Annotated in this window: 19 protein-coding genes; 10 read left to right on the top strand and 9 right to left on the bottom strand. The window is 55.8% G+C overall.

The features are described 5' to 3' along the window. Positions 1-18 precede the first annotated feature (18 nt). From P8S54_RS12125 to P8S54_RS12105, 5 genes are read left to right on the top strand one after another with little or no spacing between them, the layout of a single operon-like run. Positions 19-804: an SDR family NAD(P)-dependent oxidoreductase gene (locus P8S54_RS12125; RefSeq protein WP_281441956.1), complete on the top strand. Its 786-nt coding sequence runs from the start codon at positions 19-21 to the stop codon at positions 802-804. Then, on the top strand, positions 801-2,153 hold the full coding sequence (locus tag P8S54_RS12120) for an FAD-dependent oxidoreductase (protein ID WP_281441955.1): 1,353 nt from the start codon (positions 801-803) through the stop codon (positions 2,151-2,153). Before P8S54_RS12125 ends, P8S54_RS12120 begins: the two co-directional genes overlap by 4 nt. Continuing rightward, positions 2,150-2,914 (top strand): DUF1365 domain-containing protein, encoded by a 765-nt coding sequence (locus P8S54_RS12115; RefSeq protein ID WP_009097693.1) that lies wholly within the window; start codon positions 2,150-2,152, stop codon positions 2,912-2,914. Before P8S54_RS12120 ends, P8S54_RS12115 begins: the two co-directional genes overlap by 4 nt. Then, positions 2,911-4,179: a cyclopropane-fatty-acyl-phospholipid synthase family protein gene (locus tag P8S54_RS12110; protein ID WP_281441954.1), complete on the top strand. Its 1,269-nt coding sequence runs from the start codon at positions 2,911-2,913 to the stop codon at positions 4,177-4,179. Before P8S54_RS12115 ends, P8S54_RS12110 begins: the two co-directional genes overlap by 4 nt. After that, the gene (locus P8S54_RS12105) at positions 4,180-4,698 is read left to right on the top strand and encodes a DUF2878 domain-containing protein (RefSeq protein WP_281441953.1); all 519 of its coding nucleotides are present in this window, start codon (positions 4,180-4,182) and stop codon (positions 4,696-4,698) included. It abuts the gene before it with no gap. Between the two features lie 31 nt (positions 4,699-4,729). Here the strand turns inward: P8S54_RS12105 and P8S54_RS12100 are convergent, their stop codons facing one another. Then, a complete protein-coding gene (locus P8S54_RS12100; protein WP_281441952.1) occupies positions 4,730-6,568 on the bottom strand; it encodes a GGDEF domain-containing phosphodiesterase in 1,839 nt (612 codons plus the stop codon). Positions 6,569-6,842: 274 nt separating this feature from the next. On the opposite strand from P8S54_RS12100, the gene fabA reads away from it, so the two are divergent. Beyond that, positions 6,843-7,358: a 3-hydroxyacyl-[acyl-carrier-protein] dehydratase FabA gene (gene fabA / locus P8S54_RS12095; protein ID WP_009097700.1), complete on the top strand. Its 516-nt coding sequence runs from the start codon at positions 6,843-6,845 to the stop codon at positions 7,356-7,358. A gap of 12 nt (positions 7,359-7,370) precedes the next feature. Next, positions 7,371-8,588: a beta-ketoacyl-ACP synthase I gene (fabB, locus tag P8S54_RS12090; protein ID WP_281441951.1), complete on the top strand. Its 1,218-nt coding sequence runs from the start codon at positions 7,371-7,373 to the stop codon at positions 8,586-8,588. A 108-nt stretch (positions 8,589-8,696) separates the two neighbouring features. Here fabB and P8S54_RS12085 read toward each other — a convergent pair whose 3' ends face one another. The 4 genes from P8S54_RS12085 to P8S54_RS12070 all read right to left on the bottom strand — a co-directional run bounded on the left by P8S54_RS12085 (position 8,697) and on the right by P8S54_RS12070 (position 12,531). Further along, a complete protein-coding gene (locus tag P8S54_RS12085) occupies positions 8,697-9,431 on the bottom strand; it encodes a lysophospholipid acyltransferase family protein (protein WP_009097704.1) in 735 nt (244 codons plus the stop codon). Next, positions 9,428-10,318 carry a sugar nucleotide-binding protein gene (locus P8S54_RS12080; protein WP_281441950.1) on the bottom strand — a complete coding sequence of 297 codons (891 nt, stop codon included), beginning with the start codon at positions 10,316-10,318 and terminating at the stop codon, positions 9,428-9,430. Before P8S54_RS12080 ends, P8S54_RS12085 begins: the two co-directional genes overlap by 4 nt. 47 nt (positions 10,319-10,365) lie before the next feature. Continuing rightward, positions 10,366-11,049 (bottom strand): single-stranded DNA-binding protein, encoded by a 684-nt coding sequence (gene ssb, locus P8S54_RS12075; protein WP_281441949.1) that lies wholly within the window; start codon positions 11,047-11,049, stop codon positions 10,366-10,368. Positions 11,050-11,151: 102 nt separating this feature from the next. Then, positions 11,152-12,531: an MFS transporter gene (locus P8S54_RS12070; RefSeq protein WP_009097710.1), complete on the bottom strand. Its 1,380-nt coding sequence runs from the start codon at positions 12,529-12,531 to the stop codon at positions 11,152-11,154. 170 nt (positions 12,532-12,701) lie between these two features. On the opposite strand from P8S54_RS12070, the gene uvrA reads away from it, so the two are divergent. Next, positions 12,702-15,551 (top strand): excinuclease ABC subunit UvrA, encoded by a 2,850-nt coding sequence (uvrA, locus tag P8S54_RS12065; protein WP_281441948.1) that lies wholly within the window; start codon positions 12,702-12,704, stop codon positions 15,549-15,551. A gap of 141 nt (positions 15,552-15,692) precedes the next feature. Continuing rightward, positions 15,693-16,436, top strand: coding sequence for a Crp/Fnr family transcriptional regulator (locus tag P8S54_RS12060; protein ID WP_281441947.1), 744 nt, complete (start codon positions 15,693-15,695; stop codon positions 16,434-16,436). A gap of 61 nt (positions 16,437-16,497) precedes the next feature. Here the strand turns inward: P8S54_RS12060 and P8S54_RS12055 are convergent, their stop codons facing one another. Both P8S54_RS12055 and P8S54_RS12050 read right to left on the bottom strand, forming a co-directional pair. After that, a complete protein-coding gene (locus P8S54_RS12055) occupies positions 16,498-17,280 on the bottom strand; it encodes a hypothetical protein (RefSeq protein WP_009097717.1) in 783 nt (260 codons plus the stop codon). A gap of 57 nt (positions 17,281-17,337) precedes the next feature. Next, a complete protein-coding gene (locus P8S54_RS12050) occupies positions 17,338-19,449 on the bottom strand; it encodes an adenosylcobalamin-dependent ribonucleoside-diphosphate reductase (protein WP_281441946.1) in 2,112 nt (703 codons plus the stop codon). Between the two features lie 206 nt (positions 19,450-19,655). Between P8S54_RS12050 and P8S54_RS12045 the strand changes: the two genes are divergently transcribed. Beyond that, entirely contained in the window at positions 19,656-20,234 is a 579-nt protein-coding gene (locus tag P8S54_RS12045; RefSeq protein WP_281441945.1) for a hypothetical protein, read from the top strand. Between the two features lies 1 nt (position 20,235). Here P8S54_RS12045 and P8S54_RS12040 read toward each other — a convergent pair whose 3' ends face one another. Further along, positions 20,236-22,974 (bottom strand): EAL domain-containing protein, encoded by a 2,739-nt coding sequence (locus tag P8S54_RS12040; RefSeq protein ID WP_281441944.1) that lies wholly within the window; start codon positions 22,972-22,974, stop codon positions 20,236-20,238. After that, the gene (locus P8S54_RS12035) at positions 22,971-24,974 is read right to left on the bottom strand and encodes a sensor domain-containing diguanylate cyclase (RefSeq protein WP_281441943.1); all 2,004 of its coding nucleotides are present in this window, start codon (positions 24,972-24,974) and stop codon (positions 22,971-22,973) included. Before P8S54_RS12035 ends, P8S54_RS12040 begins: the two co-directional genes overlap by 4 nt. Positions 24,975-24,998: the final 24 nt, after the last annotated feature.

The following is a 24,998-nucleotide window of genomic DNA, read 5'->3' as shown; positions in this document are numbered from 1 at the left end:
AGCACCAGGAGAGGCACGATGAGCACATGGAAAACGCCCCAGCGTATCTGGCTGACCGGCGCCACCTCCGGCATCGGCGAGGCATTGGCCAAAAAGCTCATCGCTCAGGGTCACCAAGTCGTTCTCAGCGCGCGTAGTCAAGAAGCGCTTAATGCGCTATGTGACGGCCATGGCAATGCTTACTCGCTGCCGCTTGATATAAGTGATCGGCAGGCTGTCCTTGACGCTGGCGAACAGATTCGACAATGGCTAGGTGCGCTGGATATCGCACTATTTAACGCCGGCACCTGTGAATATCTCAATGCGCAGCATTTTGATATGGCGCTCGTGGAGCGTGTGTTCACGCCAAATGTGTTTGGCACGCTATATGGCGTGGAAGCTGCACTGCCGCTATTACGGGCAGCGCGGAAAGAGGGCAAGCCTGCACGGCTAGCCGCCACCTCAAGCGCGTCAGCGTATTTACCGCTGCCCCGAGCAGAGGCGTACGGCGCCTCTAAAGCGGCGGTTAGTTATTTTTTAGAATCTTTGCGCTTGGATCTCGACCAAGAAGGTATTGATGTCAGCTTGATACATCCAGGTTTCGTTAAAACGCCGCTTACCGATCGCAACGACTTCCCGATGCCCATGCAAGTCTCCGCCGATGAAGCGGCCGATGCGATCATTGCAGGCCTTGTTAAGGGGCGGCTGGATATTCATTTTCCCCGGCGCTTTACCTACATCGTCAAATTTTTGGGCATTTTACCCCCCGCAATACGGCGCTATATCGGCCTTCGCATGACGCGCCGCCAAGAGGAACAGCAATGAGCGGCACAGCATCCCAGCGCATCGCCATTATTGGCAGCGGCATCAGCGGTATGGCGGCAGGCTGGTATTTATCCGCCCAACACGAAGTGACCCTGTTTGAAGCCGATAATCGTTTAGGCGGCCATACGGCCACTATGGACGTTGAAGTCGACGGCAAGCCTTACGCCATCGACACCGGCTTTATCGTCTTTAACGACTGGACCTACCCTCACTTTCAGCGCCTGCTGGAAACGCTCGGCGTGCCAAGCCAGGCCACCGAGATGAGTTTCTCAGTGCATGAGACTGATGTCGACTTTGAGTACAACGGTCATACGCTGGGCTCGCTGTTTGCCCAGCGCCGTAACCTGCTGCGCCCGGCGTTTTATCGCCTGCTCAGGGATATTTTACGCTTTAACAAACAGGCCACCGCTGATTTAGAGAGCCAGCGCCTGTCTAGCGAAATGACGCTAGGCGAGTACCTGGATAAAAACGGCTACGGTTACGCCTTTCAGCGACGTTACCTGCTCCCGATGGGTGCCGCGATTTGGTCGGCAAGCATTGGTGACCTGCGCGCGTTCCCGCTGGCCTTTTTTGTACGCTTTTTCCGTAATCACGGACTACTGTCGGTCAACCATCGCCCACAGTGGTACACCTTGGTCGGCGGCTCTAAGCGCTATATACCGAACCTCACGGCCCCGTATGCCTCGCGTATTCACCTAAACACCCCGGTAACGCGTATTACCCGTTCCGATACGGGCGTTATGATTACCACCGCCCAAGGTACCCAGCACTTTGACCAAGTGGTGCTGGCCTGCCACGCCGACCAAGCGCTGGCCATGCTGGGCGACCCGACGCCCGCAGAGCGCGACATTCTCGGCGCCATGCCCTACCAGGATAATGAAGTGGTACTGCACACCGACACGGCACTGCTCCCCCGTCGGCAGCGGGCATGGGCCAGCTGGAACTATCGGCTGGATGGCCGCGGGGCTGAAGAGCGTGTTTCAGTTACCTACAACATGAATATCCTGCAACGCCTGGAGAGTGACACGACGTTCTGCGTTACGCTTAATGATTCTGCGAGTATCGACCCCGGCAAAGTATTGGGGCGCTATACCTATGCCCACCCCCAGTTCACCTTGGCAGGTCAAGCAGCCCAGCAGCGCCACTCAGACATCTCATCGCCCGCCAGGCGCACCCACTTCTGCGGTGCTTACTGGCGCAATGGCTTTCACGAAGATGGCGTATGGAGCGCACTTAGGGTTGCCCAAGCGCTGGGCTGTGATGAAGCCGCCACAGCGCTGGAAAGCCCCAGCGCGCTTCCTGCCCAGGAGCTAATGCCCAACAACAGCGTTGGGGAGGGGCTGGGATGATTACTGCGCCCCGCTCGCGCATTTATCGCGGCACGCTGCGCCACCGGCGCTTTACGCCCCAACACCACGCCTTTAACTATCACGTATGGATGGCGTGGCTTGACCTCGAAGAGCTGCCAACGCTGTTCGACAAGGTACCGGGCTTTAGCGCTCGCGGCCCAGCCCTGGCGCGTTTTCGTCGTGAGGATTATCTAGCGCCCACCGACCGTCCTTTGCGTACCGCTGTTCGCGAAGAGCTAACCCGTCAACTGGGCAGCGCGCCGGACGGTCGGATTTTTGTGCTTACCCAGCTGCGCACGTTAGGCAGCGTATTCAACCCTATTTCGGTTTACTACGCCTACGACCACGCGGGCAGATTAGCGGCGGTGCTTGGGGAAGTCACCAACATGCCCTGGCGTGAGCGCACGTGCTACGCCTGCAGCGTCGAGCCTTCACGGCATAGCCACCAGGCACACTTTCAAAAAGCGATGCACGTATCACCGTTTAACCCGATGGAAATGGACTACCGCTGGAAGTTTAACCGCCCCGGCGAAAAGCTCTACCTGCACATGGAAAACTGGCAAGACGGAGCACGTCACTTTGACGCCACGTTGATGTTAGACGCGGCACCCGCCACCCGTCGGGTACTACTCGCAACGCTGGCACGGCAGCCCTTCATGAGTATAAAAACAGTCGCGGGAATCCATTTTGAAGCGCTACGCCTATGGCTTAAGCGCATCCCCGTTTATAACCACCCCAAGCGCAAGGAGACTTCAAAATGACGACCCTGCGTACCACGCCCCCGACTAGCAAAACGGCTCGTCAGGACCGCTTTACTCGCTGGCTTAAGCCTCGCTTAATGGCCCAGCTGAACGCCTTTCGGGGCGGTCGGATTACGCTGATTGAGGGCGAACAGTGCCACCATCTTGGGCAGGAAGGGCCGCTGCAGGTCACCGTGGTTATTCGCCACTCCCGCGCCTGGAAGCGCCTCGCCTTTGGCGGCACGGTAGGCGCTGCGGAATCCTACATGGATGGCGACTGGGATGCCGATGATCTCGTCGCTCTGGTACGCCTATTTGCCGCCAACTTGGAACAAGTGAACGGTAAAATGGAAAACGGCAGCGCTCGCATAGCACGCTGGCTGTTAGGGTTCGCCTACCGTTTCCAGCGCAATAGCGTTACGGGATCTAAACGCAATATTTCGGCGCACTACGACATTGGCAACGACCTGTTCGCCACATTCTTAGACCAGCGCCACTGGATGTACTCCAGCGCCGTGTTCCCTTATCCGGAAGCCAGCCTGGAAGAAGCCTCCACCTATAAGCTCGATATCATGCTGGAAAAGCTTGATGTTCAGCCCGAGCATCACCTGTTAGAAATTGGCACTGGCTGGGGCGGGCTTGCCATCCACGCGGCGAAAACCCGCGGTTGTCGGGTCACCACCACAACGATTTCTGACGAGCAGTATGCCCACACTGCCCAACGCATTAAAGAAGAGGGGCTAGAAGCGCAAATCACGCTACTCAAACAGGATTACCGAGCCTTAGAGGGGCGCTATGACCGGCTGATCTCGGTGGAAATGATCGAAGCCGTCGGCCACCAATACCTCAACACCTACCTGGAAAAAGTCGACAGCCTGCTGACCGACGATGGCCAAGCCATGCTCCAGGCGATCACGATTCGTGATCAACGCTTTGAAGAAGCCAAGCGGGAAATGGACTTTATCAAACGCTACATTTTCCCCGGCGGCTTTCTACCTTCGCACCACGCGATGCTCGCCAGCGTAACGCGCAAAACCTCACTTAACGTGGTCGCATTAGACGAAATTGGTCAGCACTATGCCCGCACGCTGCGCGAGTGGCGACATCGCTTTGAGGCCAGCCTTGAACAGGTGCGCCAGCAGGGCTACGACGAGCGTTTCATCCGCATGTGGCGCTACTACCTATGCTACTGCGAGGGAGGCTTTATCGAGCGCTCCATTGGCACCTGTCACCTATTGTTAGCCAAGCCTGCCGCCAAGCCAGTACCGCTTATGGGTGCGCTGTAAGTGGCCACACAGCGCTGGCGCGACCTACTGTTCAACGCGCTGCGCTTTGAGGCTGGCTGGCTGTTATGCGTGGTAGGGGGCTCTTGGGTGGCAGCCTTCGCTGGCGCTGGATTATTAGGCTGGCATTTCTGGCGCTGCGCCAAGCCCGGCGAATGGCGTTTTATTGGCACTCTTGCCCTGTTAGGGCTAGCTATTGACGGTGGCTTGCACTTAGCGGGAGGGTTTGATTTTAGCGGACATGCACTAGTAGCAGGCTTACTGCCGCTGTGGCTGTGGATGCTATGGCCGCTGTTTGCCACGCTGGCATTTCACTCCCTTGCCTGGCTATGGCGCTACCCGCTGATTGCCGCTGCCTGCGGCGCCATCAGCGGGCCGCTCTCTTACCTAGGGGGCGCTGCAATTGCCAACGTGGGGCTAGCCCCTTGGCTACTGCCTGCCCAAGCGGTTATCTGGGCGGCCCTGTGTTTTGGGATTAGCCGCTATGCAATCCGCCGCACATCTGACTTTTCTAGCGCCTAGTTTTTTAGCACTTAGCTCGAACGGGGCTTTTTCAGTTAACGCCGACGGCGAGTGGCAGCGGTGCCCAGCGCTGCTCTAACTCGTCAGCGGGTAGCGGCCGTGCAAAATAGAAACCTTGAACCTGAGTACAGCCAGCATCAACTAAAAACTCGCACTGCTCTTTAGTTTCAACGCCTTCAGCTACCACCTCAAGGCCCATCCCTTCAGCCATGGCAAGTACCGCCGTGACAATGGCTGCATCGGCCTGGTCGTTGGGTAATTCGCGAATAAACGCCCGATCCAGCTTAATTTTATCCACCGGCAAGCGCTTTAAGTAGCCAAGCGATGAGTAGCCGGTGCCAAAATCATCAATCGCAATGGCATAACCCAACCCGCGCAAGGTTTGTAACCGTGGCCCCATATCTCCCGCCCGTTCGTCCAGCAGTACCGATTCGGTCAGTTCCAGGCCAATTTGCGCAGGCTGAAGCCGGTAGCGCTCTAAACAAGTGGCCAGCTGGGTTTCCAAATCACCTTGAAAGAGCTGGAGCGCCGAAATATTGATCCATACGGTAATTTTCGGCATGCCACTATGTTGCCAGTGCGCCTGTTGAGCACAGGCTTTTTCGATCACCCAGCTACCAAGCTCAGCCATTAAACCGTGACGCTCAGCGAGGGGAATAAACTCTCCTGGTGAGATCATCCCATCTTTAGGATGCCGCCAACGGAGCAGCGCTTCCATGCCAATTAACGCACCACTGCCAGGGTGGTGTTGGGTTTGATAGTGCAGCTCCAACTGGTCGCCTGACACCAGCGCCGCCCGTAAATCGCTGACTAGGGCAAGCTGAGGGTTATCCTGTTTATCCAGTGCGGGACGAAACCGCTGGCTATTATTGCGACCTAGCCGCTTGGCGCTATATAACGCGGACTCTAAACGCTGAAACAGCACGGCGGAGTCGCGGCCATCTTCGGGCGCTCGACAGGTACCAAATGTAAGCCCTAAGCGCAGCGACTGTTCGTTAATTTCAAACGGGCGGCACATATGGTCACGCAGGTTGGCTACCCACTTATCGTGATCGTCAAACGTGGTAGTACGGATCACCATAAACTCATCGCCCCCTAACCTGCCCACCACGCTTCCCGCCATATAGCTTGCTAGCCGTTGGCCAAAACGTGCTAGCAAGCGGTCGCCCTGATCAACTCCCAGACTGTCATTAATTGATTTAAGCCCGTCGATATCGATCAGCACCATATCTAGGCTCTCTCCTGCACGTAAACCACGCAGCCGCGATGACATTAATTCATGCAAACGGCGTCGGTTTGGCAACCCAGTAAGCGGGTCTTCATAGCCAATACGCCGCAGGTCATGCTCGCGGGCTTTTTGTGCGGAAATATCGGTAAATAGGTTAATAAAATGAGTGACATTGCCGCGCTTATCGGTAATCGCTCTGACTTTCAACCACTCTGGATACTCATCGCCGTGTTTACGGCGATTCCACATTTCGCCCTCCCAGCGGCCAGTGGCCTTTAAAGTACTCCAAAAGGCTTGATAAAAGGCTTTGTCGTGACGTGGCGCGGCTAAGGTTTCGAGCTTACGGCCAATCATTTCCTGGCTTTCGTAGCCGGTAATGTCGGTAAATGCAGGGTTGACGGCAATAACGCGATTCTCCGCATCGCTAATCACCATCGCATCGCTTGCCAACCCCATGGCATCTTGAGCTAGGCGCAGGCGCAAACGCTGCTGACGCACTTGGCTCCAAGCATCCCATAAGCCCAACGCCACTAAGCATGCCGCGACGATACGCAGCGCAGCATCGGGGATCCACACACAGGCAGGCAGAGCCACCAGCGCTATCCACATCAGCGGTCGATTAAGAGAAACAGGCAGCCACATGAAAATTAATCGCTTCCTAATTAATGATCGAAATAGGAGATGAGTAGCAGGCACGCTCACCTTGCCGCTCAGTAAAACGTGCGTGTTGTATATTACGTCAACAGGACGTTTATTGTGCAAATTCGATAATTATGAAATAAAACATCTTGTTATTGGTTATCGGCCGCTAAACAAAAAGCTGTAGAAATACACGATAAGTTGCCTACGGCGTGCATTCAGCGGTTTCGAGAAGTAGACTAGGCTTAACAACCATTTTGATACTCGGAACGATTCAGTGACCAAGCAACATTCCTTTGATCGCGAAGAACTGCTGGCCTGCTCGCGGGGCGAGCTCTTTGGCCCCGGAAATGCACAGCTTCCGGCTCCTAACATGTTGATGCTTGATCGCATCTCGCACATCCATAAAGAAGGCGGTGAGCATGGCAAGGGCGAGCTGATTGCAGAGCTGGATATCACACCTGACCTGTGGTTTTTTGACTGCCACTTTCCAGGCGACCCTGTGATGCCTGGCTGTTTGGGTTTGGACGCCATGTGGCAGCTCGTAGGCTTCTATCTGGGCTGGCTTGGCCACCCCGGCCGTGGCCGTGCGCTTGGCTGCGGCGATGTCAAATTCAGCGGCCAAATTCTACCCGACGCGAAAAAAGTGACGTATCACATTAATGTGAAGCGCATTATTACCCGTCGGCTTATTCTAGGCATCGCCGACGGCACCGTGTCCGTTGACGGACGCGATATTTACCAGGCTAATGACCTGCGCGTTGGCCTATTCACCTCCACTGCGAATTTCTAACAGGAGGCTCCCATGCGACGAGTGGTAGTCACCGGCCTTGGCATCGTGTCGTGTTTAGGCAACGACCAGCAACAGGTCTTAGACGCGCTCAAAAGCGGGCGCAGCGGTATTCGTTTCAAGGAAGAGTACGCCGAACGCGGCTTTCGTAGCCATGTAGCGGGTAGCGTCGACATCGACCTTGATACTCTTATTGACCGCAAACTGCGCCGCTTTATGGGCGATGCAGCAGCTTATGCGTATGTTTCCATGGCCCAGGCCATTGAAGATGCAGGGCTAACAGAAGAGCAGGTCTCCAACGAGCGTACCGGGCTTATTGCCGGGTCTGGCGGTGCTTCTAGCGCCAACCAGGTGGAAGCTGCTGATGTTATGCGCGAAAAAGGCCTACGCCGCGTAGGGCCTTACCGCGTTACCCGCACCATGGGCAGCACGGTATCCGCTTGCTTGGCAACGCCGTTTAAAATTAAGGGCGTTAATTACTCGATCTCTTCCGCCTGTGCGACTTCTGCCCACTGTATCGGCAGCGCCATGGAACAAATCCAGCTGGGCAAGCAGGACGTGGTGTTTGCAGGTGGTGGCGAAGAAGAGCACTGGACACTCTCCTGCTTATTCGACGCTATGGGTGCTCTTTCCACCCAATACAACGATACCCCGGAGAAGGCCTCGCGCCCTTATGACCAGGCTCGCGATGGCTTCGTCATTGCAGGCGGCGGCGGCATGCTAGTGCTTGAGGAGTTAGAGCACGCCAAAGCGCGTGGCGCCAAAATTTACGGCGAGCTGGTGGGCTATGGCGCGACGTCCGACGGACACGACATGGTAGCACCGTCTGGCGAAGGCGCTATGCGCTGTATGCGCCAGGCGATGGCAACCGTATCGGGTGATATTGATTACATCAATACCCACGGCACCTCAACGCCCGTTGGCGATGTAGCCGAGCTCAAAGCAATCCGCGAGGTGTTTGGCAATTCAACCCCCGCCATGAGCTCAACAAAATCACTCACTGGGCACTCGCTAGGGGCTACGGGCGTCCAGGAAGCGATTTACTCGCTACTGATGATGCAGCATAGCTTTGTTGCCGCCTCTGCCAATATTGAGCACCTAGATGAGCAGGCTGACGGCTTTGATATCGTGACCCAGCTTCGTGATGACGTAACCATTGAGCGCGTGCTTTCCAACAGCTTCGGTTTTGGCGGCACCAACGCTTGCTTGGTTTTCCAGCGCTTTAACGATTGATATAAGCAAGATGCGTCAGTCGACGCATAAACAAAACAGTAACGGCGCCATGAGGCGCCGTTACTGTTTTTACCCGCTAGATGATGAAAAGCAGCGAGGTGAACTAAGCTAACGGGAAGTGGGCCTTGGCACGTCAGAAATCTCCTGCAGCTGCCCTTCAATCCACGCCTCTACGTCCACCAGCACCTCGTCGGGGGTGCGCCCTGCCGTTTCAATCGGTTTACCAATTCGCACCCGCAGCACCCCTGGCTGCTTCACCCAGTTACGCCCCGGCCAACGTTCGCCGGCGTTATGCGCCACCGGCAACACCGGCACTCCCGCGCGACACGCCACTACGCTACCGCTTTTGTTATAGCGCCTGCGGATACCAGGATCAACGCGCGTGCCTTCCGGAAAAATCAGCACCGAAAGTCCAGTACCTAAACGCGCTACGCCTTGGGTCAGCACCTGTTTCATGGCTCTAGCGGGCTTTGATCGGTCTAAACTAATGGGCCGCAGCAACCTTAACCCCCAACCAAACACGGGTATTTTCAATAGTTCCTGCTTAAGCACCGTGCACACCGGCGGCTTCATCACCTGCAGAAATACCGTTTCCCACTCACACTGGTGATTAGCCTGAATAACGCAGGGGCCCTCGGGAATATGCTCACGGCCCTGGATGTCGTAGCGCACACCGCAGGCGATCTTAAACCACACCATCAAAAAGTAGTTATAAAGGTTAAGCAAGCGATAGCGGGCAGCGAGCGGCAGGAACGGTGCTATGGGCAAAAAAAGCACGCCAATCACCAGCATGGCGGAGAAGTAACCTAAGTAAAACAATAGGCTGCGAACCACATTGATCAAGCCGTCTCTCCTGTTTCAGCATCACTCTGCTGGTCACGTGTCAAACACCACGCATCCAACATGCGACCTACTTCAAGGCGCCACGGCTTTTGATGCACACCAAACACATCCAATACGCGACGACAGTTTAAAACTCGACGCAGTTTGGCATCATGATGGTGGTTTAACGCCTGCACATCGCCAAGAATGATCGACTCGCCACGCCCCTCTAAGTGAGTAGCTAACTGCGTTCGCACCATGGACGTAAATGTGAAGGCGCTCACCGGCTCCGTGCCTGCCAAATGGTAGGCACCCCAGGCATCGGCGCCACAGACCTGCTGCTGTAACATACCCATTAAGGCCATGGCCACTGCATCCGCTGAGGTGGGGCAAAAGACAACATCCTCAGCCGCACGCACATTTTGCCCCGTAATCAGGCTGTCGATAATTTCGCTTAACCACGCACGACTACCTTCAAGGGCGAACAACGGCCCTAGCCGCACAATCAAATGGCGGTGATACTGCGCCCGAATACGGTCACCGGTTTCTACTAGACGCCGTAAGCACTCATCCCGCGGGGCGGGTACGACGTGCTCATCAATCGGCACATCAAAACCATCTTCGTAAAGTTGGTCGGAAACGCACCATACCAGCGCAACCTCCTGGGTTTGGCAGGCCTCCAGGCAGGTATCCACTGCATCTGCATGAGCCTTGACCGCTGCTGGCGTCATGCTTAGTGGATGCGCCAGCGGCGGTATGATTACCGCATCAGGCGCAATTGCCTGTAATTGCGCCGCCGTTACCGTCGTGCCTTGTTCGATAACAAGCTCCGCGTCGGTGCGGCGGCTCGCCTCGCGGGCCAGTGCCAAGCTTAGGCAGTGCCCGGCATCTAATATCAGCAGCTTCACGGCAGACCCTCTCCCTCAACCCAAGAACGTGCTAGTAACTTACCAGCTTAGAACGGGATTTCGTCGTCAAAATCGTCGAAGTTACCTGGATCAGGCGCGCCGTAGTTGCTGTTTTGGTTGGCGGGGGCAGGCTGATTTTGCTGCGGAGCAGGCTGCGGGCTACGCTGGGCGCCGCCCTGCTGTGGGTAACCACCCGGCTGCTGAGGCGCGTTTTGAGCAGGCGGCGTCTGACCTGGGTTGCCTTGCCCATAGCTGTTTTGCGCAGGGGCATGTTGAGCCGGGGCGTTTTGGGGCTGCCCACCCTGTGCGGCGTTATTCTGGGCATAGTTATTCTGGGGATTATTCCCTTGAGAGTAATTACCCTGTGGCGCACCGCCGCCTTGGAAGTCGCCACTGCGGCCATCAAGCATCTGCATGTCATTGGCAACAATTTCAGTGCTGTAACGGTCCTGACCATTCTGGTCTTGCCACTTACGGGTTTGCAGGCGGCCTTCAATGTAGACCTTGGCGCCTTTTTTCAAATACTGCTGGGCAATCTCGGCAGTTTTATTGAACAGCACAATGCGGTGCCACTCGGTACGCTCTTGTCGCTGACCACTCTGACGGTCCATCCAGGTGTCGGAGGTCGCAAGGTTCAAGTTAGCCACGGCGGTGCCCGACGGGGTAAAACGTACTTCTGGGTCTTGCCCCAGGTTGCCAATCAAAATGACTTTGTTAATTCCGCGCGCCATAGCTCGCTCCTTTAATAATCGGTCATAAAAATAATCAACCAACGATACGACGGTATCATCGGCGTCACTGCCGGCTGCCCCGAGTTGAGCAGCTTAGCAGGGTTAAGTCTTAGGCGGCGAAATCAACTTTATTAAGGCCGCCCGATCAAGCTGCTGTCGATTCACTTTTAGGTACATCAGGCGCTCTTCAGGCACCACCATTACATCTTCAACCCCCACGACGTCGGCCAGATGCTCCATTAAGAGGTCTAACGCGTCGGGCTGCGTGTCGTGTAGCGCAACGACCTCGCTGGATAACGGCGGCGGCGATGGCATACGCAGCATGGCCAACCACCATAACAGTGCCAAGCACGCGCAGCCGATAAACACCGCATTAAGGCCCCAGTTATGCGCCAACACACCGCCAAGCGTGCCGCCCAAGAATGCCCCTAAAAACTGGCTGGTAGAGTACACCCCCATCGCAGTACCTTTAGCACCGGCAGGGGCTAGCTTACTGAGCATCGAAGGCAGCGTCGCTTCCAGCAAATTAAAGCCGGTAAAAAACACAAACAGCCATACAAATAGCCAGTGTCCCTGAGAGAGCGTTAACCCCAAGCTAGCCAGACTAACCACAATAGCGCCGATGGCGAGCAGGCACATCAGCTTCATCCGCTGGCGCTTCTCAGCCACAATCACCAGCGGCACCATGGCCACAAAAGAGAGCGCCATGACCACTAAATAGGCCAAACCATGGTACTCAACCGCCACCCCAGCACTGAGTAGCCGAAACGGAATCGCCACAAAAATGGCCATCAGCACCAAATGCAGGGCAAAAATGGATACATCTAAGCGCCAAAGATCAGGGCGGGTAATGACGCTTTTCAACTGCTGACGATCCATGCCTACGTCGCGGTGACGCAGACGCCGCGGCGCGGGAGGCACCCAGCGCCAAAGCACTAACAAGCTCACTAAGGTCAGTAGAGCCGTAAACCAAAATACCGCCGATAACCCTGCCCAAGACGCTAGCAGCGGCCCTATTACCATAGCGATCGCAAACGACACGCCAATCGATAAACCAATGGTGGCCATCGCCACAGTGCGCACCTGCTCCCGCGTTTGGTCAGCCAGAAGCGCCATAATCGCCGCCGCTATGGCCCCGCTGCCCTGCAGCGCACGGCCAAAAATCACCCCCCAAATGGTGTCCGCCAACGCCGCTACAACGCTACCTAGCGCAAAAATGACTAACCCCATGGCAATAACACGCTTACGGCCAATACGGTCAGAGAGCAGACCAAACGGTATTTGCAGCGTCGCTTGGGTTAATCCATAAATACCCAAGGCCACGCCTATTAAGAGCGGTGTCGACCCTGTAAGCGTATCGGCATACAGCGCCAATACCGGCAACACCATGAAAAGCCCCAACATACGAGACGCATAGAGGCCAGCCAAGCCGCTGATTGCACGGCGTTCAGTGGCCATCAGCAGTGCAGAAACCTTGCGCATAATGCCCTTGTGTATGGTGGATGGGCCGAACGGCCTAAGATAACCGCCCATTCTAGCGCTTTGTACCCAGGCTGGAAACGCCCAGTGCCGCCGTTTCGCTGCAGGCAGTTTTGCCGGGAGGGGTACAGGAAACGTATAATTGCGCTTTTGCCACGCGATTCGAGGTGTTGATGGACAGCATTCTGGTCAGGGGTGCCCGCACCCACAACCTCAAGCAGATCGATGTGGAGCTGCCACGCGATAAACTGATTGTTATTACAGGGCTTTCAGGCTCAGGCAAATCATCGCTAGCGTTTGACACGCTCTACGCCGAAGGGCAGCGCCGCTATGTGGAGTCACTCTCTACCTACGCGCGCCAATTTCTTTCGATGATGGAAAAGCCTGATGTGGACCACATCGAAGGGTTATCGCCTGCGATTTCCATTGAACAGAAGTCCACCTCCCACAATCCTCGCTCCACCGTTGGCACTATTACTGAGATTTACGATTACCTACGCCTGATGTTTGCCCGCGCCGGTACGCCGCGCTGCCCAGAACACGGCGAAGACCTTGAAGCGCAAACGATTTCGCAAATGGTCGACCAGGTAATGAACCTGGCCGAAGGCACCAAGCTAATGCTATTGGCGCCGGTGGTGAAGGGCCGTAAAGGGGAACACCTGCAGCTGTTGGCCGAGCTTCGCGCCCAAGGCTTTGTGCGCGTGCAAATTGACGGCCAAGTGCTTGAATTAGACGATATTGCGCCGCTGGATAAACGCAAGAAGCATGATATCAGCGTCGTCGTTGACCGCTTTAAAGTGCGCGACGACATCGCCCAGCGTTTGGCCGAGTCATTTGAAACCGCCATCAACCTCGCCGATGGCACGGCAATGATTCACTTTATGGATGGCGAGCAAGAAGATCTCGCCTTTTCATCGCGCTTTGCCTGCCCGGTGTGCGGCTACTCGCTCTCTGAGCTTGAGCCGCGTATGTTCTCGTTTAACAACCCTGCGGGCGCCTGCCCTACCTGCGACGGACTAGGCGTGCAGCAATATTTTGATCCTGAAAAGCTGATCAGCCACCCAGAACTTTCGCTGGCCGAAGGCGTTATTAAAGGCTGGGATCGGCGCAATATTTACTACTTTACCCAATTACAGGCGCTGGCCAATCACTACCGGTTTGAGTTGGAAACGCCGTGGAGCGAGCTTGCCCGCCACGAGCAGGAGATTATCCTCAACGGCAGTGGTGACGAACAAATTCCGTTTACCTATGTAGGCGACCGTGGCCGCAAGGTAACCCGCGAACACGCTTTTGAGGGCGTCCTGCCTAATATGCAGCGCCGCTACCGAGAAACCGAATCCAACATGGTGCGCGACGACCTAGCCAAGTATATCGCCGTGCAGCCCTGTGCCACCTGCAGCGGTTCGCGGCTGCGCAAAGAGTCCCGCCACGTTTATGTCGATGACCACAACATCGCCGATATTGTGCGCCTGCCCATTGGTGAGGCGTGGCGCTACTTTGCAGACCTAAGCCTACCGGGCCGTAAAGGCGAAATTGCCGATAAAATCGTCAATGAAATCCATGCCCGTTTGGAATTTTTGGTCAACGTGGGGCTTGATTATCTGAACCTTGAACGCAGTGCCGACACGCTCTCCGGCGGTGAAGCCCAGCGAATTCGTTTGGCCAGCCAAATTGGCGCGGGGCTGGTCGGCGTGATGTACATTTTGGATGAGCCTTCCATCGGCCTTCACCAGCGTGATAACGACCGCCTGCTGAAAACCCTGGAACGGCTGCGCGACTTAGGCAATACGGTGATCGTTGTGGAGCACGACGAAGACGCCATTCGCGCCGCGGATCACGTGCTGGATATTGGCCCAGGTGCCGGTGTTCACGGCGGTGAAATCGTCGCCCAGGGCACCCCCCAAGACGTGATGGACAACCCCAACTCGCTCACCGGCCAGTACCTTTCGGGCACGCGGGCAATTGCAGTACCGCCCTACCGGATTCCCGGCAACCCGGAAAAGCAGCTGGTGCTGCGCGGTGCTACGGGCAACAACTTGCAAGACGTCACTTTAAGCCTGCCACTGGGGCTGTTTATCGCGATTACGGGCGTTTCCGGCTCGGGTAAGTCCACCCTGATCAACGGCACGCTGATGCCGATTGCGGCCCGGGAATTAAACCGCGCGACCACGCTGACCGCTGCACCTTATGAGAAAATTGAAGGCCTGGATCAACTTGATAAAGTGATCGATATTGATCAAAGCCCGATTGGCCGTACGCCACGCTCTAACCCCGCGACGTACACTGGGATTTTCACCCCTATTCGGGAACTGTTTGCGGGCACTCAGGAAGCGCGTTCCCGGGGCTATAAGCCGGGCCGTTTCAGCTTTAACGTGAAGGGTGGACGCTGCGAAGCTTGCCAGGGCGAAGGCATGATCAAGGTAGAGATGCACTTTCTGCCAGATATTTACGTGCCCTGTGACGTGTGTAAGGGCAAGCGCTACAACCGCGAAACGCTCGATATTCATTACAAAGGCAAGACCATCCATGAAGTGCTAAACATGACGGTGGAAGACGCCTTAGCATTTTTCAGCCCAGTACCCGCTATTGCCCGCCGCTTACAAACCCTTCTGGATGTAGGCCTTTCCTATATCCGCCTGGGGCAAAGCGCTACCACCCTATCCGGCGGTGAAGCCCAGCGCGTCAAACTTGCCCGAGAACTGGCTAAGCGCGATACCGGCAAAACGCTGTATATTTTAGATGAGCCGACCACTGGCCTGCACTTTGAAGATATTCGCCAACTACTGACCGTACTCCACCGGCTGCGCGATCACGGCAACACCATTGTGGTGATTGAGCACAATTTAGACGTCATCAAAACCGCTGACTGGATTATCGACCTTGGGCCTGAAGGCGGCTCTGGTGGTGGAAAAATCATCGCCGAAGGCACCCCCGAACAGATCGCCAAGCAGAAAGTTTCTCACACAGGGCGCTTCTTGGCCCCGCTACTGGCCCGGGGTAAAGGTACCGCTAAATCCGCCTAACCCCATGAAACAGGGCACGCCAGCGCTTGCCCTGCCAACGTTTAAGCCAGCCAAAAGGGCGAGCAACATTGGCACGTTATGTTTATATTGTGTAGCACGTGGCTTAACTACAATGGTTAGCTCTTGAGGAGAACGTAAGCTGTGGATGAGGATAAAAGCTGTATTATTCGCCACTTTAGTCACTACTGCTCGCTGACTGAAGAGGAAAAACAGTTGCTGGACTCTTTAGAGCAGAGCCCAACTTCTATCAAGGCAGGTGCCTTGCTATGGGAAGCCGGCGCTTCGGCAAACGAGTTCTGCACCATCAGAAGCGGCTGGGCTTTTTCATTTCGTCATCTTGAGAACGGTGACCGGCAGATTTTAGAGGTCTTTCTGCCTGGCGATATTATTGGCCTGCGTGAATTTGCTTTTTCACAGCGGTTAGATAGCGTCCGCATGATTTCTGATGGAGTGGTGTGTCACTTCCCCCATAGGCGTATGCTTGAAATATTTCGCCAGTCGCTCACCTTGACGTCTGTGCTTTTCGCCATCAGCAGCCGCCAACAGGCTCTGCTGACTGAACGACTCGTCAACATAGCCAGACGTACTGCTAGGCAAAAAATGGCGCACTTTCTCCACGAAATGTATCTTCGCCTGCGCCAAACTAACCGTGATATTGGCGGGCAGTTTCGTCTCCCTCTTTCACAGGAGCAGCTAGCTGATATTTTGGGGCTAAGCCCGGTACATGTTAGCCGTACCTTTAGTGCATTAAGTGAAGAGGGGCTGGTTTTCCGAGACCGTCACCATGTCACAATCCCTGACTTGGATGCCCTAGCCACTGAAGGCGAGTTTGACGACTGCTACTTAACCGATAGCGTTAGGCCACTGCTGGAGCAGTCCGCATAAAAAAGCCGCGCGCCTAGGGCACGCGGCTTGTTAGTTGCCTATTTTTAATCACCCACCTTTATTAACCACACTTAGACCAGCCGCAGCCTGCATAGCAGGTGGGGCAACCGTCCATCATGATTAGCTCACCGCGACACTCCGGGCAGTTGCCTACGCTGGGGGGGCCACTGCCTTCAGGCTTTTTTACCGATGCACCTGACCCGCCAATCGGCTCTACGGCGCCCTGCTCTACCGAGGCGGCTTCTGCTTCTTCAGGCTGCCAGGCATGGCCGTGCTGCATACGGTGCGCATAGCGCTCTACCAGCGTTTCTACCGGCACTTGGTTGCCATCCTGATCAAGAAAGCCACGGCGATAAAGAATTTGCTGAATCGACCAGGCAATTGCCGCGACTTCTGAGTCGTGAAACACCGGTTTGTTCCAACGGTTCATTCCACAGCGCACCAAGCCTTTATCCCAGGCCACCTTGCGCAGGTCGGCAACTGCCTGGGTCACGTAGCCACCACGGGCGGCCAGTGACAGGCTGCGCATAGTCGCCGTGATCCACTGGTGTTCGCTGGAGAGCTGGCCAGAGGGAAAGAAAAACTCAACGGGCCGTTCAATCACAACTCGCCGACCGCCCATCACGCCCTCTACGGGCATAAAGGAAACCAGCAAGTAGACTTTTTTACGCCCTTCAGCACCTACGTAAGAAATCTTTTCAGAGACGGCTTCCAGCGTTCCTTCCGGGCGAGAGGGAATCCGAACCGTCAGCGGATCTTCTTCGGGTAGCTCAGGGGCAGGCGCGGCCTGCTCCTGCTGCTTAATGCGATAACCAACTATTTTTGAAGTAATTTCAACAGCCATATCGTTCTCCACTTAGCAAAGGTGTGCGTGGTTTAGTCAGTAAGATGCTGCCCGCACTTACCATTTGCCGTAGGTGCCCTCTTTCAAGCCATCAAACAGGTTAGCGGCATTATGCTCTTCACCGTCGTAAATCACCGTTTCATCGCCGGTAAGCTCTAGGGTTTCACCATTTTCCAGTTCGAACACATAGGTGGTGTTTTTAAGGTCGTCTTCGCGTACCAGCACACCTTGGAAGGCTTCAGGGTTAAAACGGAAAGTGGTACAGCCTTTCAAGCGGCTTTCGTAGGCTTGCAGGTAGAGGTTCTGAAATTTTTCAAACGGAAAATCGGTAGGCACGTTCACCGTTTTAGAAATGGCCGAATCAACCCACTGCTGAGCGGCTGCCTGCACGGCCACGTGCTGCTCCGGCGACACCGAGTCCGCGGTAATAAAGTAGTCGGGTAGATCGCTCTCCACCGCGTCAGCGGCGATAAAGTGGCGGTAGGCCGCCAGCTCAAACGACACTACTTCAACCTGCTCTTTGGTTTTCTTGCCCGACTGGATAATGTTACGGAAATAGCGGTGCGAGAACGACGGCTCAATGCCGTTAGAGGCATTGTTACCCATGGAGAGCGAAATAGTCCCCGTCGGCGCAATCGAGCTGTGGTGGGTGAACCGCGCACCGTGTTCGGCCAGTGCCGCTACCAGCTCAGGCTCTAACTCGGCGACTTTCGCCATATATTGGCTGTAGCGGGCATGCAAAATACGCCCCGGCACCTTGTCGCCTACTTCGTAACCATCGCTTGCAAGCTGGGGGCGCTCACGCATCATTTTCGGCGTAATGGTGTGCTCCTGCGCTAGCACCGGTGCCATACCTTTCTCTTTGGAAAGCTCTAACGCTTGTTTCCAGCCCTCCAGGGCAAGGTGACGGCTGACCTCTTCAGTGAAGGCTAGCGACGCGTTTGAGCCATAGGGGATTTTCAGCATCGTCATCGTTGACCCCAGCCCTAAAAAGCCCATCCCGTGGCGACGCTTAGCTTCAATTTCACGCTGCTGCTGGGGAAGCGGCAGGCCAGCGATCTCCACAACGTTATCCAGCATACGGGTAAAGATGGCCACCACGTTACGGTAGCGCTCCCAGTCAAAGCGCGGCTTATCGCTGAACGGTTCGATAACAAACTGAGTGAGGTTGATAGACCCCAACAGGCAGGCGCCTTCCGGTGGTAGCGGCTGTTCACCACAGGGGTTTGTGGCGCGGATATCTTCGCAGAACCAGTTATTGTTCATGCGGTTTACCTGATCAATCAGGATAAAGCCTGGTTCGGCGTAGTCGTAGGTTGAGGACATGATCGTGTCCCACAGCTCGCGGGCTTTGATCACTTCAACAATGCGGCAGGCCACACGGCCCTGCTCATCCACCGTATACCCCTCTTCGATAACGGGCCAGTCGCGGTAAATCAGGTCCTCGGCCTTAACGTCCTCTTTTTCACCGGGATGGAGCGGAAACGCCAGCGGCCAGTCGGCGTTGTTTTTCACCGCTTCCATAAACTCATCGGTGATCAGCAGACTAAGGTTGAACTGACGCAGGCGGCCCGCTTCCCGCTTGGCCTGGATAAACTCACGCACATCTGGATGACCGACATCGAAGGTGCCCATCTGCGCACCACGACGCCCACCGGCAGAGGCGACGGTGAAACACATTTTGTCATAGATATCCATGAACGCCAGTGGGCCGTTGGTACCAGCGCCAGCGCCAAATACGAAGGCGCCCTTATGGCGCAGCGTCGAAAAGTCGTAACCAATGCCAGCGCCGGACTTCAGCGTCATGCCAGCATCCACTACGGAATCAAGGATATCGCGCATGGAGTCGCGAATGGTACGCGATACCGTACAGTTAATCAGGCTCACCGCTGGCTTGTAAGCTTCCGCACCGGCGTTAGACAGAATCCGCCCGGCAGGAATGGCGCCATTTTCCAGCGCCCAGCGGAATTTCGGCAGCCACTCGTTCGCTTTATCACCCTCCACCGCCGCTAGCGCCCGCGCGACCCGCTCAAAGGTAGCCCCCACATCCTGGTCAACAGGGCGGCTATGACGATCTTTAAGGCGATACTTAGCGTCCCAGATCTCCCGCGAGGGCGCCTGCATCGGAACATCATTAGAGGTCTTCATAGCCTTAGCAGCGGTGCTCATGTGACAAAACTCCTTCACAACGGGGTGAATACAGTACTTAAATGCGGCGATTATACGTGGCATCGAAATGAAGTATAGACTTGACTTCACACTATATACGCTACTTAATTTTCTCATATGCTACTAGATATAGGAAAATCAGCGCGTTAGCTTTTGTTGGTCGCCAACACGCTATAGGCTAGAGTTTTTCTTGTGCGAAATTGATCATGCAAACGTACACCTCTCTCTCAACGCTTGTGATTAGCACCATGGCGGGCGCCACCCTTTGGGTTGCCGCGCCCTTCGCCGCAGCGGCTACGTTTAACATTGAGCAGCCCGAAGCCCATGGCCATTGGCAGTCGATGATGCTTGCTCTGGGTGACGAACGTCACATGCGCGCAGTGGAGACTCACAGCTACTCAGATGCGACCTTAAGCCTTAACGCGACCCAGGGCGTTTGTGATCTACCTTGGCTGGAAATGCGCGTTACCCTTGAGCAGCAGCAAGGGGAAAGCAAAGCGGTCAATCTCGTACCAGCTAGGCTGCGTATTGATGAGCAACCCATCGTGGATACTATGGCCGAATTTATTACCGAGCGCGGCGACGATGGCTTTTACGCACACTTCTATCTCAGCGAAATGTCTGCATTAATAGACGACATGCGCCAGGGCGAGCAGCTATTTATCGGCTTTGATCAGGAAGTGAATGCGCCGTGGTATATGACGTTTAGTCTGGAAGGCGCTGATGGCGCCATTGGGCGCATGCAGTCACTGTGCGATGCCTCCTTATCGACTGACGCCCCTTAGCTTATCGGCACTGAATACACGACTCATCTTTTAGCCGTAAATGTTCGGTGGGCTGTGGTCGCGAGAAGAAGTAGCCCTGGTAAGAGAGACACCCCTGGGCAAAGAGCCAGTCCCGGTGCGCTTGAGTCTCAACGCCCTCTGCAATGACTTCCAGCTCCAAGCTGTGAGCTAGCGCAATGACGGTGCGTACAATCGCGGCATCGGCGGGGTCATCCAATACATCGCGAACAAACGATTGATCAATTTTAAGCTGGTCCAGGGGGAGCTGCTTGAGGTAGGCCAGCGACGAATAGCCGGTGCCAAAATCATCCAGGGAGAAGCGAATCCCCAACTGTCTCAGCGCCTCCATGCGGCAACGCACCTCGGCAATGTCCTCCATGAGCAGTGACTCAGTCACTTCAAGCTTTAGCCGCTGCGGATTGGCACCGGTACGTGCTAAGACTGCTTTTATTTGTTCAACAAAACCTTCTTGTCGGAACTGGTTAGGGCTAACGTTAACCGCAGCACTCAGCGCTGCGGTAGGCGGCTGCTGCGACCAGACCACTAGCTGCCGACAGGCCGTTTCCAGCACCCACTCACCAATCATCCCAATAAGGTGCGTTTCCTCCGCTAGCGGAATAAAGACACCCGGAGACACAATACCGCGCTTGGGATGCAACCAGCGCACGAGCGCCTCAACGCCCACGACCTGGCCACGCTCATTCACCTGGGTTTGGTAGTAGAGCGAGAGCTGCTGTCGTTCAATCACGTGGCGTAGGTCAGACTCTAGCTGGGCACGCTCCATCACCGCAGCTTGCATGGAGGGGTCAAAAAAGCACAGCGCATTGCGCCCAGAGGCTTTGGCTTGATACATCGCCAAATCTGCCTGCTGTAAAATTTCGCTTACGCCTACCGACTCCCCAGCAAATAGCGTCACACCAATACTGCCTGAGACCTGGAGTGGGTGGTCATCAATGACCAACGGCTCTCTGAGTGCAGTCAGTAGCTTATAAGCAACACCTTCTGCATGCTGCGCAGCCACCGCGATATCGTCCCCCAGCTCGTGAAGCATAACGACAAATTCATCGCCTCCCAGCCGGGCAGCGGTATCACTATCACGCACAATACCCGCGAGCCGTTTGGCAACGGAGACCAGTAACGCATCGCCTAGGTAGTGGCCCAGGCTGTCGTTAATGGTTTTAAAGTTGTCCAGGTCAATAAACATCACCGCGCTATAGTGGCTCTCCTGACGTGCCTCCCGCTGGCGGGCCTCAATGCGGTCAATCAAGAGGCGACGGTTGGGAAGCCCGGTCAGGGCATCAAAAAACGCCAGCTGATGAATTTCCTGCTCAGCGGCTTTGCGCTGGGTGATATCACTTAACGTAGCCACATAGTGGGTAACGGCGCCGTTATCATTACGAACAACGCTAATGGTCAGCCATTGAGGATAAACTTCACCATTTTTACGCCGATTCCACACCTCGCCTTGCCAGCGATCCTGCTCATTGAGAGATAGCCACATCTGTCGATAAAACGCGGCATCGTGGCGGCCGGAATTCAACATCGCCGGTGTAAGGCCCACTACTTCTTTTTCGTCGTAGCCGGTGATCTCACTAAAGGTGTGGTTAACCTGCACAATGCGGTTATCCGCATCGGCAATAAACATGCCCAGGTGCGTTTCAAACGCCATTGCAGCAATTTTTAGCTGCGCGGCTTCAAGCTCAGTGGCTTGCTGCGCTTTTTTTCGGGCCGCCACCTCTTGAGTAAGCTGTTGGCGGTGCTCACGCAGGACCTTTTCCGCCGCATAGAGGCGTCGGTAGTGATAAAAGGCCGTCGCTCCTAACGCCGCCAGCAGCACTACCCCCACCAAGATAATCCAAAACCGCCGCCACCAGTCGTGCAGATAAAAGGTGGTGTCTTCACCACTGATGACTAGCCAGGGGGCATCACTCAATCGCCGCGCGCTAAACAGCCGCTGCGTATCATCGACTGGCGAGACGCGCTCCCACGTGGCCGCAAGTTGATCACTTGCTAAAAAATGCGCCAGTTCGGGGGTACTAACCTCGCGGCCCAGCACGGCAGGCTCTTCGACGCCCCCCTGGGAGCGCTGCATGATGACACGGGGCGTAGCATCTAACAGCGCAAGACTTGCGCCTTCATTTAGGGTTAAACGCCCCATCAACTGCACAAAATAAGCAGGATTTAACCGTGCAACGATATATGCCTCCGGCTCACCAACGCTGTTTTCTACGCGTAATAGGTGGAGCAGGCGAAGTCCATTCGCGCGCTCTGACCAGTAAAGGCGCGAGACGACATCGCGGCGGTCACGCTGACCAACTAACCCAGACAAAACGTCCTGCACGCCAACATCGAACCGCGTGCTCTGAAGCGGTAGTGTTGATGCCAATACATTGCCTTGTGGATCAAGCAGGCCAACTTCATCCCAAAGTGCGACCTGGTCGCGTTGCTGCGCCAAATAGTGCGTCAGCAACGTCGTATCAATACGCTCGTCATAGGTGAGTTGATAGAGCGCCTCAACGCTCTCAAGGGCGTGACGTGAGGTCTCAAGCGCGCTTCCTAACCACTCTGCTACTACATCAGCACTAGCGCCCGTGCGCGACTGCGCAGAGGTTTGCTGGTTGAGATAGAAGATGCGCATCTCCCACACCACCAGCATGACGATACCTGCCAGTAATAAGCTGCCAAGGAGCCCTACCCATCGAGGGGAGAGGTGGCGCCATTTCTCACTCCGATACCTCAAGATGACTCCTTGATGGCTACTTCAACACGGTTACGCCCACTGCGCTTTGCCTGGTACATCGCCATATCCGCGCGGGCGACTAACGTTTTGCAGCTATCTCCGGGCCGCCATGCCGCGACCCCAACGCTGACGGTGATGGGCTGTGGCAATTTATTTACCTCCAGCGAGGCAACAAGATGTCGCAGCCGCTCCGCCAGACCAGCGGCCGCCTCTATGTCGGAGTGAGTCGCTAGCACCACAAACTCTTCCCCGCCCCAGCGGCCCAGGTGGTCACAACCGCGTAGAGAGCTTTCCACCAAGCGCGCTAGCGATACCAACACGTCGTCACCCAAGCTATGCCCGTAGCTATCGTTGATCTGCTTAAAGTGGTCTACATCGAACAGCAACACTGCAAAGACCGCGCCATAGCGTTTAGCGGCCACCAGCTCAGCGTCGATGGCTTGCTCAATGCGGTAGCGGTTCCATACTTGGGTCAGCGGGTCGAAATGCGCCAGCTGCTCTAAGCGCTGATTTGCTTCGGCCAGGGCTTTGCGCTCGCACTCTAGGTACATATTGAGCGTGCTGATTTCGTACGCTGAAATCGCCAATGTTAGGTCTTCCCCCAAGTCCACGGCTGCTAGGCGCTCGACCCGCTGCCACGACTCGCTTTTACCCACTACTTCTTCATGCCATGCCGCGGGAGGAGTGGCTATGACGGCACCCTGAGGGAAAGCTTTAGGCTGCATCGCCCAATAGAAGCTTTCTACCTGCTCAGGACGGAAAAACAGCAGCCAACCGCGCTGAGCGGGGTTCACGGGTAGGGGTACTGCTAGCACACCACACTGCTCGGGCATGGATAGCGATGAGGTTAACGGCTCCTTAGAGGTATCCCGGGTACACCACGGCCCGCTGTGGACATGGGCTTTATCCAAGCGCCTAGCCAGCTGGCTAATCGCCTCTGGGGCCGGCGTATTACCAGACTGAAAAACGCTGCCCTTCGCCCATAGTGCCACGCCGTGGGAACGAAACAGTGCCATCCAGGTATCTGCCTGTTCAGCTAAAAGTTGCTGAGGGCTTTGCGGTTCTTCGCGTGCTTTGGTTGAAAGCGCCAAGCTATCCTGCACGCGCTGTAGATAGCGCGCTTCTTGGCGTGCCCGCAGCAGCAGCAGGCGCTGAGTCGCCATTTGCACCAGCATGCGCACTGCGTCACGCACCGGAGGGGCCACCGGGTGTGATTTCGCCGAATAACAAAACAGCAGCCCCCAAAGGCCAGTATCGCTCTGCATAGCAACGCTTAACGCCCCGCGAACGCCAAGACGGTGCAGATAGCGTTGACGCTCTGGGGCAGGGGCACGCAGAAAACTATCGTTAAGTGCCACAGGGAAGTCACGGGGGACTAAGTATTCACTGGGCGCTGCCACATCCTCAATTAAGCGCACCGGATGGCGCTCGTAGGCGAGGCGTAAGGAAAGGGGAAAGTCGCTGGAGGGAAAACGCTGACCTAACAGTGACGGTAAGCCGCTACCGCATGCTTCGGCGACGATCAGCCCGTGCCAGTCGCTGTCAAAGTGGCAGATCGACACGCGGTCGTGACCGGTCAACTCCTGAACAGCCCGCACTAGGTAGTCAAGCAACTCCTCTTGATGACTCGCTTCCGTCAGCCTGAGCAGGCGCTCATTCACCGTGCCTAACAAGCGCCGTTTACCAACCGGTGTTAATGGTTCAATTTCTACCACAACGTAGGCGCCTGAACGGTAGGCATAAAGCTGAAAGCGCGTTGGGCTCGCCGGGCGGGTAAAGGTTAGCGGCCCGGCCAAGCGCTGCTGGCCCTGTAGCTCGTGGCGTAGCCGCTGGCTTAGGCGTTTACCCAGCACTTCCGACAGCGTCTGATCACGCCCGTCGGTAACGGTCGTGCCAACCAGTGCGGCAAGGTTGCTACTGAAAGCTTGAATGCGCCGACTGTCAGCATCCAACACCAGCAAAGCACCAAACGACTGAAGTAAAGGGTGTTGCTTCGGCACGAAAATAGCCTCGAAAAAAGTCTA

This window comes from Halomonas sp. M1 (assembly GCF_029581375.1).
Lineage (GTDB): Bacteria > Pseudomonadota > Gammaproteobacteria > Pseudomonadales > Halomonadaceae > Vreelandella.
The sequence above is the reverse complement of the archived record's forward strand: the minus strand, read 5'-3'. Positions and strand labels throughout refer to the sequence as shown.